The organism is Acinetobacter sp. YH12140 (assembly GCF_013418475.1).
GTDB classification, from domain to species: Bacteria; Pseudomonadota; Gammaproteobacteria; order Pseudomonadales; family Moraxellaceae; genus Acinetobacter; species Acinetobacter amyesii.
This window is the reverse complement of the sequence record NZ_VPBZ01000009.1, coordinates 85,492-100,711: the sequence shown is the minus strand read 5'-3', so window position 1 is coordinate 100,711 and position 15,220 is coordinate 85,492. Positions and strand designations below refer to the sequence as shown.

The following is a 15,220-nucleotide window of genomic DNA, read 5'->3' as shown; positions in this document are numbered from 1 at the left end:
TCAGAGTTCGCTTATCATTGAGAAACGATTTTAACCTACAACTTCAGCGACGATATCGCTCGTCCCTTTCTATATTGATTTATATTCAATACAGCTCGCCTTAGACACATTAAAACAATTCATTTTAAATGCTCAATTTTTCTTGCTGAATCGCATGTATCAACATAATAAACGCAATACAAAGTGTCGTATTTTTATTGTTTTCATTGATAAAGCTTAATTTCACTTCACGACTTTTTTGTGACTTATCCGGTGGATCATTATCAACTTTTAGCTGCGTATCCTCAGGGAGTAAATATTTCAGTCCCGTAATCAGATGTTGAATGGACCAATCGACACGTGGCCTATTTTGCTTATCAAAACGATATTGAAAATGAATAAAGTTTTTTCTCAGCTTTCCATGTTCAATTAAAATACTCAAGGCTTCTAAAACCTGATGTTGAACCCGCTTTGGCAGTGCTGAAATCTCTACGCATTGCTTTGCTTCAAAACCTTTCTTTAAGGCTTTTTCATATAAGGAGATGAGTTCATCTTCACTAAAATCCTCATTATTTTGAGGCTTTTTTACCGCCATCCACTTAGTAGCGAGCTTTTTACTGCGTAATACCCAATCATGGTCCTCATAGGCTCTATATTTAATGTAATCATGTATGATGGTAGATACAGATACATTTTTACTTATTTTAGGCTGAACAGGTTTAACTGAATCCACTTTTTTGAGTGCATATGTGGCATGATAAAAATCGAAATACTGGCCTTTTCGTATTATATGATTAAGATCCACAATTTCTGTGTTAGCACTTGTTAAGTCATTTTGAAGTATCAGTTTGATCGTGTCCCAATGAATTGTACAAGGCAAATGATAAATTCGATCTATCACCAACAAATCCAGCACATGTAGATAGTGAGATGCTGTTTGCTCTATGTTTGCATGCCCCATCCAGTCAGCTAGTAACCGCCACTTATGCTGTATGACAGCTTCATGCTGAATTGCAGTTTCTCCAAATAAATGCTGACGCATGACTTTACACCGGCTCCAAGTGTAATCCGTATAGGTCATGATCATCTCTTTTGAGCCTAACCAAGCGATTGCTAAATGATTCGCGGCACTATGTCTAAAGTTATGGAAAGTATAACCATGCCCTTCACCCAATATCTCATCAAAAATCACTTGGGTCATTTCACTAATATAAGCTTCACTTAAAATTTCGCCATCTTGGGCAAAAATCAATTTGTCCGCATGATTAGTTTTCGCTGGATTATGTGTAATACATTGTTTTAGATATTGCTGTACCAATGCCAACTCTTCATCGAGCATGACGGCGTTCAGATCAAGCTGACGCTTTGCGTTTTGGCTTTTGAGTTTCCGATAAACATTGTTACGTAAATTAAAACGGATCTGCACAGGTTTGGTCAGCGTATCATTACGCCAAATCAGTTCAGGACAAATGACCTCTGCCAATGTAAGTCCCCTAATTTCATTCAATCGCATCCCCAAACGAAATGCGAGTAAATACATGAGCTGTAGCTGAAAAAGATACGCTTGCTCTTTAGTTGTTTGACATTTTTCAATCTTTAAACTTAGTACCTGTTTAAGCTGATTGAACAATTTTGGGCTAATTAATTTGGCATGACAAAATTGTACACGATGATAATCATTGTATTGAAAGGTACCGACCTTAGGGACACGGTATTGTTTCATACAAAACTGATGAAATGCTTTAAGTCTGCCAAATGCATACTGTGCACGTCCGTGATTGGCCTTAGGATCAGTCTCACGTTTGGCTTGATCTCGATCATCAATACTATCTAAGATAGCGTCGTACAGTTCCTCACAATCTTCTTGATCCATGTTATCTATATCACCTGGGAACATATAGACATGGAATAAGTAATCTTTAGCGATACTACTTAAATACCGCTCGATACTATTGAGTTTCATCTTTTGAGACTTAAGATGAAAAATCCAACCCAGTAGCCTGAGCTGTGCTTCTATTAGATTTTTTTCATACAGGCCAACGTGAGGCTTCTTTTCTTCTAGTCGCTTCTGAATGCTTGTCCATCTGATCCATTTCACACGTTCACTTTTACGCTGCCGTTTCTGACGCTTATCAACTTCAGTCTGATCTTTTTCAAATAGCATCAATTCAAATGGAATTTCTTTGAGTTGCTGGTGAGCTGTAATTAAGTCTGGTACCGCCTTTTCTGTCTGTAGTGGTATATACCGCTCAATATGTGTTAACTGCGTCTGCAAGATGTTGTGATCTAACCATGCTCTCGCCTGATCAATAGGTGTTAACGACACCGTTTTGAGACGACCTCGCATAACCTCGCTTAAGCACATATCTAAGCCCGAATAAGAGTCAAGCTCAATGGCTAAGTTTGAATGATCAAAAGGTGTAAGTGAACGAAGCTCTGCTAACTGTTTATCATTACGGCGTAGTAGTTTTTTCAGACCTACGAACTGATGACTCAGATCAATTTCTTTAGGTAATTTCCCTAATACAGTAGAGATAGACTCCAAAACATATCGTGGCATCTGCTGATTCAAGGCTTGAGAGCCATGCTGTTTTATCCCTTGTATAAACAACTGTGCATAGGGATTAAGCCAAATATAACGCCACTGATACACCTGTCTATTTTCGATTTGATTACCATAAGCACGCTGTGGTACTCGATAATGCAGTGCGAGTGGTTGGATGATTGTTTTATATCCAGCATGATAAAGTTTAGTACAGATTTGGAGTTCATCTTTGACAATAGCGTTGACCAGGGTATTACCAATTGCTGTTAATTGACTTAGATCAGTACAGCCAGAGCAGTACATCAGACTTAAATAAAAATTCCCCCATAACCATGCCGGAGTAACTTCATCCTTGTATGGACAATTCCAATAGGATTTTAAGGCTATAGCAATATGATAATGTTTTTGTCCTTGCCGAAGATGTGATTCAGTACTACGAAGTTGTCTGGGTATAGGTTCTAGAAAAGTAGTTTTAGGCCATACTTTGATTGGATACGCATTCTTTGCTTGAGATAAATAGGTCTGACGCAAAGATAAAAAATATTTTTCAATAGCTTGAATATACGGTTTTTGAGCATCTTTCCGAGTAAATTTCTTCTGCTCTAAAAAACAAATAAATTCATCATAAAACTCGTACCACAAGCTATTTAGTGTGTTATCTAATAATTCAGGTCGGTCTCTTAAACTCTTAATCTGACTTTTCATTTCGGCAAATACAGAATCAACCTGAACCTGAATTTTTTGAATCAATGACTCATCTATACTCATGATAAGCCCTCAGATTGAAGTACTGAAATGTATGACAGATGCTCAATCTGCAATTGCTTAATCATGCGATCAATATTTTGGGTAAATTGATTGATATATTGTGGTAAAGATGCAGATGAATAGCGATAAAAGAGCTCCTGATTACGCTGATCATGCCCATAAACTGCTTGTATGACATTAAAAGCCAAACCTTGCTTCATCAACATATTCATATCAAAGTGTCGTAGCCAGTTATTATATAAACTGCTGAGTTGATGACCTTCAATATAGTCATTAATCCAACTTCGGTTAAGCGCAGCAATCTTAATTTTCTTACTTGCCCATTCCTCAGCAGTGGTCGGTAACGATTTCGGGTAATGGATCACTTGGCCAAACAAATCTTGCAATGTAATCTTTTTCCCAAACACAAATCGGAGGAGCTCTTCATACTGCTGAGTGACCGTATTTAAAAATTGCGTATAACGTTTAAAAGCTTGGATAAAAAATGCTGGGAGCGGTATATAGCGACCATCTTTTCGTGATTGACTGTTTTGCTTATCATCTACATACAACAACTTTAGTTTTAAATCGTAGTCACTATACTTCCCTAATAAGTTTTCCCGAGGACGGCGTGTTAGACACAATAAGCTGATATGCCACATCCAAGCACTATAGGCATTAATTCGCTCAATTATATGTTGATGTATCTGTATTTTATCAACGCAAATGGCATGTAATCGTGTAAAAAATTGACCAACATAATTTTGATTGAGTGCTAATTGGCTACCAAAACGTGATATAGACGCAGGTTCATGTTTAACAAACTGCTCTTTAAGCATTTCAATTTCTGTTTTCGTTTCTTCAACACTGAGTGTCTCTAAGTAGATCAAATAATGCTGATTCAATTCCGATGCGCTCACACCATTGTAGAAACTACTCGGTAGCTCATGGGTGCTATCTTTGCCCGATAGCACATGGGCAATATATTCATTAAAAGTACGGTGAAAAATATAGAAATACAGCTGGGCTTGGAGTTTCTCAACAGTAATTGAACCTAGCCCCTGATTCTGAGTCCATTTTTTGAGTCTTTGATTGATCTCTTGTACTGTAAGTACCTGTTGTGATCCATTCAAAATAAGATATTCAAACCAACTGCTTGATACATGGAGATCATGCGTCACTGTTTTATTCAGTTGGTGAATCTTTAAAGTTTCAACTTTTTGTTTTGTAATATCTAAATGTAATCTGAGTCGATACTCCGGCTTTTTAGAACTACCACCTTTAATAAGCACTCCCTCATCAATCAGTTGTTTATATTGAAGCAAATGCCTTGGTGATAAACCCGTCGCTAAACTCAATAAGCATGCTGCTGCAATCGCTGAATCTTGAGTAGGAGCATTATATAACTCACCCTTCAAAATATAGATAAGATGTTGAATCACATCTTTGCTCATGTAATTTGTGTTGGTTACAAACGGTTGTAGACGTCTTTGACGATGCCTCATCAAATGTTCACTATGATTGTTCAATACTGTATTAAAACGAGCTGTAGATTTAGATGTTGTATGTACAGCAATCCCCTCATCTATAAATTCAACATCTCCATCATCAGCATAAAAGATCTCCTGTCGAGCTTGAATATATGCTGGATATCCTTTAATAAGCTGTCTTTGTTCTCTCTTCTTTTGGAAACTTCTTAATTTTTTCTTTGTCGGCCAATCTGAAATTTTTATTTTTTTACGACGCGAGCGTTTTACAATCCTCCCTTGTTTTAATCGTTTAAAGATAATTTTTAAGTCATTTATATAATTTAGCACCTTAGTTTGAGTGAACTCGGGCAAATTTTGATTTATTTTATTCTTAAGGAAACTCTCCCAGTCACTCGTCACCTTGTCCTGTTCGAGTTCTAACATATATTCTATAAAGTATTCTAAGAGCCTTTGACTCTCGTCTTTTAAAGAACTTCCTTCACTTTGTTGTAGAATTGATTTTGCAATATATCGAAATAAATCAAAAATTTCTTTTTGTTTAGCTTGGGAATCTGGGATAACGGCTAATTTTATATAAAGCGCTTCAACAAAATAACTCGTTCTCAAAATGAGGTATGACCATCCAGCATGGTCTAATACATCACCCGAAGCAAAAAAGCTTAAGGCCGCAACTCGATATTCTTCACCCAGTTTACGCGCTTTAATTATCTCGTGAAAAACCTTATGCGCAGTTTTTCCAAAATCACTAAAAGTCTGCTTATCACTTTCATCTAAATCATCAAATACAGCATGCGAAATAAACTTTGTTCTGTACTCTTGGTATTGTGTTAAAAAGAGATCTTGTCTCCGTTCTCTCTTTTTTTGAACTTCCATTCGTTCACTCTTGCTCTGCATTGATTAAAGTTGAAGTCTCGATCATACCAAGCTGCTTCTTAGAACATTTCTCCATGACTTTTTGTCTCGTTTCATCGTTACGTATGTCAAAAAATTGAAGTAGTAATGGTGTAGTGAGTTCCTTACGTGTATTAAAAATTTCTAATGCCATTTTTGAATCGATATATTTTTCCATATCGCAAATAAGCTGAATCTGCGGAATATATTGGACATTTGCACGTACTGCTCTATCTGTTTTCAAAAGTTCTAAAATACGATGCCAGAGTTTTACATAAATTTTTTTAAAATTATTCTGCTTACTCTTGTTGTTGCCTGGCCTGATTTTTTCTAGTTGTTTCAGCTTAGCTTTGATGTATTCCAAGTCTTCTGTTTTGGTTGATAAGGGTAGAACAAATTGATAAAAAAATACGAGAGTATTTTTTATCGTTTGATCAAAACTCATGACAAAATTAGCTCAAAATATTAATACAAATAGTTATAACACTTTTTTTATTTTTTATTTCACAAATCAAAATAAATTTAGTAAGCATTTGTAATAAAATATCTTTTTAAATTTTATTCTTCCAATTTTTTATAGTTTTTAGTTATTCAGAACGACATTTGTCGGCGCTTCAGGTGCTTCTGTATCTACATCGCTATCGCTGTCTGAATCCGAATCACTATCCGAGTCTGAATCGCTATCACTGTCAGAGTCGCTATCCGAGTCCGAATCGCTGTCCGAATCCGAGTCGCTGTCTGAATCAGAGTCGCTATCCGAGTCCGAATCGCTGTCTGAATCAGAGTCGCTGTCTGAATCCGAATCGCTATCCGAGTCCGAATCGCTGTCTGAATCAGAGTCGCTGTCTGAATCCGAATCGCTATCCGAGTCCGAATCGCTGTCTGAGTCTGAATCGCTATCTGAGTCTGAATCGCTATCTGAATCAGAGTCACTATCTGAATCTGAGTCGCTATCCGAGTCCGAATCGCTGTCTGAATCAGAGTCGCTATCGCTGTCCGAATCCGAGTCGCTGTCCGAGTCTGAGTCGCTGTCTGAATCAGAGTCACTATCTGAATCTGAGTCGCTATCGCTGTCCGAATCCGAGTCGCTGTCCGAGTCTGAGTCGCTGTCTGAATCAGAGTCACTATCTGAATCTGAGTCGCTATCGCTGTCAGAGTCCGATTTATCTTCAGATAAGCTTTCAATACCTGCAGCTATACCACCAAGCAGTCCTGCGCCAATAGCCCAAGGACTAATTCCATCTATTGTATTGCTATAGAGCAAAGGAGTTATGTCTTCTAAAGGATTGTAGATTATATTTGATAAAATATTGCCAGACTCATCAGTAAATTGAACCCAATACAGTCCATCGTCTCCTTCAAAAACAAGACTATGAGCACCTACGGAATCATCAAAATAACTTTCTATTATAATAATTTCGCCATTTTTTAATTTTACTACAGCAGAGTTACCATCTCGAGTAATACTTTCTACCATGTTCTTACTAACTTCAATTTTAACCACTGAATTTTCAGTCAAAAGAATTCTACTTTCCGAACTCTGTTGTAAAACAACATGAGTTTCTTTCGAAACTACTTGGACATTAGCCATGAAAATCATCCCTCTATGCATTGCAATTGCTTTTTTGACATTGCATAAATAGCTGATTTAATCGTTTTTTTAAATTGCAAAAGCTCCTATATAATTTAAATAGTTTTAATAATTATTATTTTTCTAAAAAATAATATAAGTTATTGTTATATATTGTATTTTTTAAAAAAATCAGGCGGTTAATTTATATATTTTATTTTTTATATTAAGAATTTTACTTTATTGTTGAAATTAACACCTCCTACGAAAAACTTAACACAAATCACATAATTTTTAATATATATATATAAACTAACAAATAAACCCGACTAAATCACTCAACCTTAAAAATAAAGAGATCAATCTCATTATTTAGTTAATTTAACTTAATAATTTATAATAAAAAATTTAATATTCACTTTTTTTGACTGAAAAATTGGCCTAAAAATGTGATACTTTTTGCCAATCCATAAGTGACTAAAATATAAACAAAAAATATTATATGACTTAAATAGGACTTACGCACTATAATTTTTCCCACTTTTGTGACAGAAGATAATTCGGTGATGTTTCAAAAAGTATGCTGAAAAAGACAGGTTAAATTTTGACAAAATAGAGAAATGCAAATAACTCTAGAAATCAAATGTCCAACCTGCCTCAGTAACAATATAAAGAAATATGGTCTCAAAGTAGATGGGAAACAAAATCATTATGGCTATCTCTAAATAGATGAATTTTGGACTTTTATCGGGAATAAGAAGACAGCCTAAAACTTGAAGTACGACACCACATCCCAATTTAATTTGGATTAAGGAGTGTCACATTGTCATACAAACAATACGCGAATCTCAACTTTCTAAACTCTTGAAATAAAAAGGACATAACACAATTTAGATTTCGACTAAGAAAACTACCTCATGTTATGTCCATTTACGAATTTATCATTTCTGTGTATTTATTCATAGACTCTTGCTATTCACTTATCGTCACAAAGCCATTTAGAACGAGAGGATTCCCTCCAGCTTTAGCCGATATTGAAATAATTACGATACAAATTGTAGGTGAATTTTTAGGATTGGATTCTGATAAAAATATCTGGAAATATTTTAAACACAATTACTTAGAATGGTTTCCAAAATTGGGATCATCTCCTAATTGAACCGTACCGGGTTTGTCGGAGAGTCAATATTCTGAGTGACTATCCCGATGACAAAATTAAAATATACCACTGAAATCAGAGAAAGAGCGGTTCAATTATTGATTGAATCCGAAAAAGATTATCCTTCTACTTGGGCTGCAATCACAGCAATTGCTCCTAAGATTGGCTGTACTCCTGAAACACTACGTGTTTGGTATCAAAAATATTTAGATAAACAAAATCCAGTTAAAGTACAGCAGCTTTCAGACCAAGAACGTATCAAACAACTGGAACGCGAAAATAAAGAACTGCAACGTGCTAACGAAATTCTACGTAAAGCAGCCGCTTTTTTCGCTCAGGCGGAGCTCGACCGCCCACACAAATAATGGTGGATTTCATCCATAACAATAAAGATTTATATGGTGTTGATGCGATTTGTAGGATTTTACCGATCGCACCTTCAACCTATTACCGGACTCTAGATCTCTGCGAAAATCCAGAACATCGAGCAAAGCGAGATTTACATGACTTGTATCATGCTGAGGAGATTAAACGAATTTGGAAGGAAAGTTCAGGTCCATATGGTGTGCGTAAAGTCTGGCAAAAACTGAAACGTGAAGGCTATATTATTGCACGCTGTCGTGTTGCTCGATTAATGAAAAAGCTAGGTATACAAGGTGTTTGGCGAGGTAAGAACAAACAAACCACCCGTAGCCGAGAGGATCAAAAACGAGCACCTGACTTGGTGAAACGGAATTTTAGAGCTGATCAGCCTAATCACTTGTGGGTTGCTGACTTTACCTATATTCAAACAAATTCAGGCTGGGTCTATACCGCATTTATTATTGATGTGTTTTCACGAGCAATTGTTGGATGGAAAGGGCTTTGTTGCATAAATATGTAAGCATCTGATTTAAATAAATTTAATTTTGGATCAAAAAATAATCAAAACTTTTAAAATCATATAGTTATGAAATCTTTGTGCAACAAAGCCGATGGAAAGTATCGACACGCATGAATACAGATATGGTACTTGATGCATTAGAACAAGCTTTGCATGATCGAGGTATGCCAAAGAATGTAATTCATCATTCAGACAGAGGTTTGCAATACCTCTCTATTCGCTACACCAATCGTCTAGAAGCAGCAAATTTACGAGCGTCAGTCGGTACGACCGGTGATTCGTACGATAATGCTTTGGCTGAAACGGTAAATGGCTTATACAAAACGGAAGTGATTGAATATTTAAAAGCAGATTGGCAAGGTTTAGCGGATGTACAACTTGCGACACTAAATTGGGTGGATTGGTTCAATAAAAAGCGTGTACACAGTGCACTGGGTTATGTATCGCCTTTTGAGTTTGAAGCAATGTACTATGATAAGATTAACCCGTTAGGTCAGGTGGCCTAACTTAAATAAAAAAGTCTCCGACAAACCCGGTACGGTTCATATTGGTATAGATGCCAAAACCCTGCAAATACGAGCAGTTCAGCTTACAACCAATAATGTCAGTGATTCACAGGTGCTTGGTGATTTACTTAATCAGATTCCACAAGATGAGCAGATTGACTCTGTTTATACCGATGGAGCTTATGACACCAAGCAATGCCGTCAGGTCATTGCAGATCGGCAAGCGCATGCGGTGATTCCACCTAGAAAAAATGCGAAACCATGGAAAGATACAAAGAGTAGCTCGCTAGAACGAAATGAATTACTTCGAACAGTTAAACGTTTAGGCAGGACACTATGCAAATAAAAGGTCAAGCTATTATCGGCGAAGTTTGGTTGAAACTAAGATGCACTGCATTAAATTATTAGGAGATAAACTCAGCGCAAGGAGTTTTGATAGCCAAGTCAATGAAATTCATACACGTGTAGCAGTCCTCAACAGATTTACGGAATTAGGTCCACCACTTACCCAAGTTACGCCTTAAATTTGGCTCGGACGTGAGATGTCAGAACATAAAATACTCGAAGAAGATTTAGGCATAGAAGTATATTTCTGTGACCCACATTCACAATGGCAAAAAGGCACATGCGAAAATATGAATGGTTTAATTAGGCAATATTTACCTAAAGGGATTGATTTAAATCAGGCAGATCAGCATTATTTAAATCAAGTTGCCATGTCACTGAATACTCGTCCTAGAAAAGCGTTAGATTGGCTTACACCATTAGAAAAGTTTGCTCAGCTTGTTGATTATCATAAGGCTTTTGAAAATGTCGCACCTCATGTTTGAATTCGCCTACTTTTATTTTTTAGAAATCCAATATTATCAAGCCCCGAAGGGCATAAATTACTCTTCACCATCAAACTGCCAATACACATCGCCCCAATCACTTTCAAAATCAGGAAAAACATCTCCCAGGTTAAAGTGTTGACGTGAGTTAACTTTAGCAACTGTGAACCAATAACCTTGTTGAGGAGATTTTTCCCCTGCTTTAATCGAAAGTTTATTATGATTTTTAAGAAAATTTAGTTCTGAATTTTTGAGCGTAAACGTTTGATAAAAATCAACTAAATCTTTAGGGTAATATAAATATTCTTGTAAGACTTTATCATTTTCTATCTCTAACAAAATAACTGCGCAAGCTGCCTCAAAAGCCCAATATCCATCAATAGTAAATAATTCAAAAACTGGTAAGTTTATATTTTTATGATAACTTCTTAATTTACTTCCATATTGCTCATAATAGTCAATAACTATTTCAATTTGGCTTCTAATAAAAGGTAAACTATTGCCAACTGTATATTCCAATATAAGCAGATTTAAATAGTTCTCTGCTAAGATAGCATAAGAGTATACCCTTCTTTCTTCTATTGAATCACCAACACCTGTAGGATTTACTTTAAAAGTTTCAATAGTGTTCAGAGTTTCCGCCTTTAAAGTTTCGTACATTTGAGGTGTCAGAAATTGTTGTCTTCGTTCAAATTGTTGTAAAGTCATTATCTTCGATTACCTAAATTACTTCGATTAGAACCTGTTAAACCACCTTCATTATCAACAACTTTACTTATATCAGAGTCTCCCCAAATACGAGTAGGTTGGTGTGTAGTATGTAAGGCATCATTTGGAACTTTTTTTGCTCCATATTCAATCAATACATATGCGTGGCTAACTACTTGCGGAATACTAAAAAAAACTACCAGCCTAAAATATCCATGAAGCATTATTTGTGAAAAAACTGACTGCTTTTGTGAAACAGCTTTGAGAAGCCTACTTCTGATCCAGTTATGACTCATTTGTGTAACATAACCATCAGTGTTTCGGCCGCGTTCTCCACTAATATCTTTTATGCCACCTCCTGAGTTTAAACTAGTAGTTGATCCACCACCTCGGTTTCTACGCCCAGTACCCCCAAAGGTAGCTGCCTGTTGTTTATCTGCACCATTTTTATCTTTAGAATCGCCTAGAAGCTCTTTTGATCCTAGCCAAAATAATGGACAGTACTTCCCTCTAAAGATAACGTAACGTTAACTTTGGAGATACAAGAAATGGGCAAACGTTTTAGTCCTGAATTTAAACAGCAAGCAATTGATTATGCACTTTCAAACTCACACGAGTCAGTAGCTGCAATCTCCCAGAAATTAGGTGTGGGTTATTCAACATTAGATAAACGGATTCGTGAAACCAATCCGGCAGGTTCAAGCAAACGTCAACTTTCACCAGAACAACAGCGGATCCTAGAATTAGAGAAAGAAGTCAAACAGCTCAGGGAAGCCAATGACATCTTAAAAAAAGCGCATGTGTACTTTCTGACAGATCATGCCAAGAAAAGTACACGGTAATTCAAGATCTGGATGTGAATAAAGTCACTGTATCTTCTGCCTGTAAATGCCTGGGTGTCAGCACTTCAGGCTATTATGCCTGGCGAAAACGCCAGGCCAATCCAGCGCAGAAATATAATGATTTAAAAGCCGTATATTGGCAGCATCATGCACGATTGGGTGCACCTTCATTGGTACATGACATGCATGATTTAGGTTACAGCATGAGCGAACGAACCGTTGGAAGAATGCTTAAAAAGCTTGGTTTACGTCGCAGGATTGCACGTAAATACAAGCATACGACAGATTCAAAACATCGTTTGCCTACAGCGCCTAACTTGTTGGATCGTCAATTTACGGTCAATGAACCCAATAAGATCTGGACAACGGATATTACCTATATCCGTACTAAGCAAGGTTGGCTGTATTTATGTGTGATGCTGGATCTATTCAGCCGTCGTATTGTCGGTTGGCAAACCAGCTATCGAATAGACCGTCAATTGGTGTGTGATGCGTTTCATTATGCAATGGCTCGTCAGGGGTATCCAATGGGTGTCATGGTACATTCACTTGGAAGCAGTGCTTCTCAGGCTCACAGTACTGTAGTCGTGATTTTAGGGCGCTATTATTAACTAATAACTGTATTCAAAGTATGTCACGCAGGGGGAACTGTTGGGATAATGCAGTGACCGAAAGCTTTCATACATTGAAAGGTCATGTGGTCCATGGCAGTGTGTTTGCCACTCGAAAAGAAGCGAATACTGTCTTGTTTGACTATATTGAGATTTATTACAATCGGATCAGAAGACATTCTGCAAACGGCTGGTTAAGCCCAGAAGCCTTTGAACAGAAATATTTCAAGAATTTAGAGGGATTTTTTGTCCACGATACTGTCTAGGATCACTCCAAGAAATGTAACGTTTAGAAAATCCTTCACGTAACAATGTAGAAATCTGATATCTTTCTTCTTGGGTAAGATGAGTATAGTCCATGATACAACTTTGACTTTGGTCGGTCGGAAGCAAAATGCTAGCTTATCTTGCTTCTTTACAATAATTTAATCTCTGTTGCACTTCATTTGAGAATCTAAGATTTATAAATTAATTCTTTAGAAAAATGGTGATTTAAATAGAATTCCTTCAACATATTAACTACTAGATCGCCATTTTTCATCTTAAATTTAATATTCAATCATATCGATGATAAAATCCACTTTATCTAATTTCAATATTTATTTCAAAAAATACTCTTATCACCTTTAACCTACAGATCGTTTATGAATTAGATCAACATGTCGTAAAATTGTTTTTCTAATTAAAGTTATAAGTGGTTTCTTGAACTAAGAATAGCCGATAAAAGTGTAGCAAGTTGCTACACTCCTAGATAATATCCTTTCCGAAAATTTCATTTAGACGATCCTTGATGTCTTCCACAAATTTACTATCAGTTTTCAATTTATTTTTCATTTTTCTCTTAAAGTCACTTAAGCTCATTCCAACTTCAGCAAAATCCATTTGAAATAATGAATCATTGATAACAACGTTTGCTTGAGAGTCTGTGAGGCAACCTACAGTCTTAAACCACTTTTCAAGCTGTAAATAATTAGCATCATCATTAAAAATATACCATGAACGTACAGTGGTATCGAATTTTGCACCTAGATCTTTTACCTCAGCATTATCTTCAAATGGAACATCTAAGTAGATCTTTAATTTTTCGGCCTTTTTATTTTCAATTACAGGCTTTTCAAAACCACGATGATGTAGTTTAAATTTTACGCCTACAATAGGGCGTCCTTTTTTAATTGTTTCATATTCTAACTGTAGATCAGTGTTTTCATTAATTTCAGCTACAATTTTATCTAATACATAACGTCGAAAATCGACCCAACGGTCATATTTAGTTTCATTTATATCAATTAGAGCTTTGAGATTCTCTAATAATAATGGAACTTCGTAGATTTCTTGAGTCTTAAATTTGAATTCGTTTTTTATGAAATAGGTATAAAGACTCATACTTGCAACTGAATCTAGAGCAAATAAATGTTTTAGTTGGTATGTAGTAAAATTACCACCAGCTAATTGAGTAAAGTAAGGTAATACTTCACTGGTAAATCTGATTTGAAGTGCATTCTTTGAATCATCTTCCCATCTTAACTCACGGATAATAGGGACAACCGAGTGAACTCTTTTAGTCTTTTTCTTTATATCATCTACAGGTTCTTCAATTACAAAGTGCGCCACACGGGATGAAAGTTCTTTGTAAATTCGATCAATGGCTACATTAATTGAATTTCGCTTACTTAATCCCAGTAATTCAGCTAAATCATCTTTATACAGATAAATGTATGTTTGTTCACTAATCTCTTTATCGATATGATTCTTCTCACCGTAATTGGCAACAGCCATCGCATATAAAAGTGCTTTATATTCATTCGCTGACAATTCAATAGGTCGTATCAAACGATTGCTAGTACTTACAACCCCATTGTGACGAATATTACCTATGCAGTACGGGATTGAATCCAGCTCTTCTTTGTTATGGCTTAGTTCTGACATAAAGTGTATTAACTATTTTAAGTGTGCTTAACTTGATTATGCATGTTATATAAAAAAGTGGAAAAAGATTCAACACTTTCACCTAAAAAACCTAAGGTGGAATACTTGTCACTAAATTTAGGTAAAAATCAATTAAAGTGGAAATATATTTTTAAATTCCACCCCAAGATGACAAATACTCCACTTTTAGATGTTTTTGATTCTTTATAGAAATACGGATTGATGAATAAATACCCATAATGGATTTTAAATAATCAATTAACCTATTTCGATATGACAAGTTTTCCACCTTTAAAAACGCAGATCACTGAAAAAAAATATCGAGTTTAGTCATAAGAACAAAATTTCTGCATTCTAGGGTGAGTGCGTGAAATTCTTTCCACTCTTAGATCAATGAATATATCAAAAAATGGTGTAGTAAAAAAAAGCCTTGCAACTTTATCCACAATATTATTTTTGTAAGTGATTTTTTTTCCACTCTTGCACTTAAATTCACTAACTTATCAACATTATAAGTAATTGTTTTATATATA

General features: G+C 35.8%; 6 protein-coding genes, 7 pseudogenes and 1 other annotated feature. Of the genes and pseudogenes, 6 read left to right on the top strand and 7 right to left on the bottom strand.

Annotated features, from left to right (window positions below; translation table 11 throughout):
* Positions 1–124: 124 nt before the first annotated feature.
* The 4 genes and pseudogenes from FTU75_RS14180 to FTU75_RS14165 form a co-directional block, all read right to left on the bottom strand.
* Positions 125–3,292, bottom strand: a complete 3,168-nt coding sequence (locus FTU75_RS14180; RefSeq protein WP_180109960.1) for a site-specific integrase — start codon at positions 3,290–3,292, stop codon at positions 125–127.
* Positions 3,289–5,634 carry a hypothetical protein gene (locus tag FTU75_RS14175; protein WP_227591935.1) on the bottom strand — a complete coding sequence of 782 codons (2,346 nt, stop codon included), beginning with the start codon at positions 5,632–5,634 and terminating at the stop codon, positions 3,289–3,291. The genes FTU75_RS14180 and FTU75_RS14175 overlap by 4 nt, the downstream gene beginning before the upstream one ends.
* Before the next feature lie 4 nt (positions 5,635–5,638).
* Positions 5,639–6,097: a hypothetical protein gene (locus tag FTU75_RS14170; protein ID WP_019383657.1), complete on the bottom strand. Its 459-nt coding sequence runs from the start codon at positions 6,095–6,097 to the stop codon at positions 5,639–5,641.
* 240 nt (positions 6,098–6,337) lie between these two features.
* Positions 6,338–7,243, bottom strand: a pseudogene (locus tag FTU75_RS14165) (BapA prefix-like domain-containing protein); the annotation flags it as partial.
* Positions 7,244–7,842: 599 nt separating this feature from the next.
* Between FTU75_RS14165 and FTU75_RS18705 the strand changes: the two are divergent.
* From FTU75_RS18705 to FTU75_RS14140, 5 pseudogenes are all read left to right on the top strand, one after another.
* Positions 7,843–7,932, top strand: a pseudogene (locus FTU75_RS18705) (IS1 family transposase); the annotation flags it as partial.
* A 212-nt stretch (positions 7,933–8,144) separates the two neighbouring features.
* Positions 8,145–8,378, top strand: a pseudogene (locus FTU75_RS14160) (IS982 family transposase); the annotation flags it as partial.
* 50 nt (positions 8,379–8,428) lie between these two features.
* A pseudogene (locus tag FTU75_RS18700) lies at positions 8,429–9,770 on the top strand (IS3 family transposase).
* Positions 8,704–8,820 (top strand) — a sequence feature (AL1L pseudoknot). It overlaps the preceding pseudogene by 117 nt.
* 34 nt (positions 9,771–9,804) lie before the next feature.
* Positions 9,805–10,294: pseudogene (locus tag FTU75_RS14145) on the top strand (IS5 family transposase); the annotation flags it as partial.
* Positions 10,295–10,303: 9 nt separating this feature from the next.
* Positions 10,304–10,600 (top strand): annotated as a pseudogene (locus FTU75_RS14140) (IS30 family transposase); the annotation flags it as partial.
* A 57-nt stretch (positions 10,601–10,657) separates the two neighbouring features.
* Here the strand turns inward: FTU75_RS14140 and FTU75_RS14135 are convergent.
* Both FTU75_RS14135 and FTU75_RS14130 read right to left on the bottom strand, forming a co-directional pair.
* Positions 10,658–11,308 carry a DUF1911 domain-containing protein gene (locus FTU75_RS14135; RefSeq protein WP_257223789.1) on the bottom strand — a complete coding sequence of 217 codons (651 nt, stop codon included), beginning with the start codon at positions 11,306–11,308 and terminating at the stop codon, positions 10,658–10,660.
* A complete protein-coding gene (locus FTU75_RS14130; protein WP_180109957.1) occupies positions 11,308–11,604 on the bottom strand; it encodes a hypothetical protein in 297 nt (98 codons plus the stop codon). Before FTU75_RS14130 ends, FTU75_RS14135 begins: the two co-directional genes overlap by 1 nt.
* A gap of 252 nt (positions 11,605–11,856) precedes the next feature.
* Between FTU75_RS14130 and FTU75_RS14125 the strand changes: the two are divergent.
* Positions 11,857–13,027: pseudogene (locus FTU75_RS14125) on the top strand (IS3 family transposase).
* A gap of 481 nt (positions 13,028–13,508) precedes the next feature.
* Here the strand turns inward: FTU75_RS14125 and FTU75_RS14120 are convergent.
* Positions 13,509–14,687, bottom strand: a complete 1,179-nt coding sequence (locus tag FTU75_RS14120; protein ID WP_104442428.1) for a replication initiation protein — start codon at positions 14,685–14,687, stop codon at positions 13,509–13,511.
* Positions 14,688–15,220: the final 533 nt, after the last annotated feature.

Bases quoted from the DNA above. Each gene is read 5' to 3' on its own strand.
- FTU75_RS14180 (WP_180109960.1), bottom strand. From the start codon at position 3,292: ATGAGTATAGATGAGTCATTGATTCAAAAAATTCAGGTTCAGGTTGAT.
- FTU75_RS14175 (WP_227591935.1), bottom strand. From the start codon at position 5,634: ATGGAAGTTCAAAAAAAGAGAGAACGGAGACAAGATCTCTTTTTAACA.
- FTU75_RS14170 (WP_019383657.1), bottom strand. From the start codon at position 6,097: ATGAGTTTTGATCAAACGATAAAAAATACTCTCGTATTTTTTTATCAA.
- FTU75_RS14135 (WP_257223789.1), bottom strand. From the start codon at position 11,308: ATGACTTTACAACAATTTGAACGAAGACAACAATTTCTGACACCTCAA.
- FTU75_RS14130 (WP_180109957.1), bottom strand. From the start codon at position 11,604: ATGAGTCATAACTGGATCAGAAGTAGGCTTCTCAAAGCTGTTTCACAA.
- FTU75_RS14120 (WP_104442428.1), bottom strand. From the start codon at position 14,687: ATGTCAGAACTAAGCCATAACAAAGAAGAGCTGGATTCAATCCCGTAC.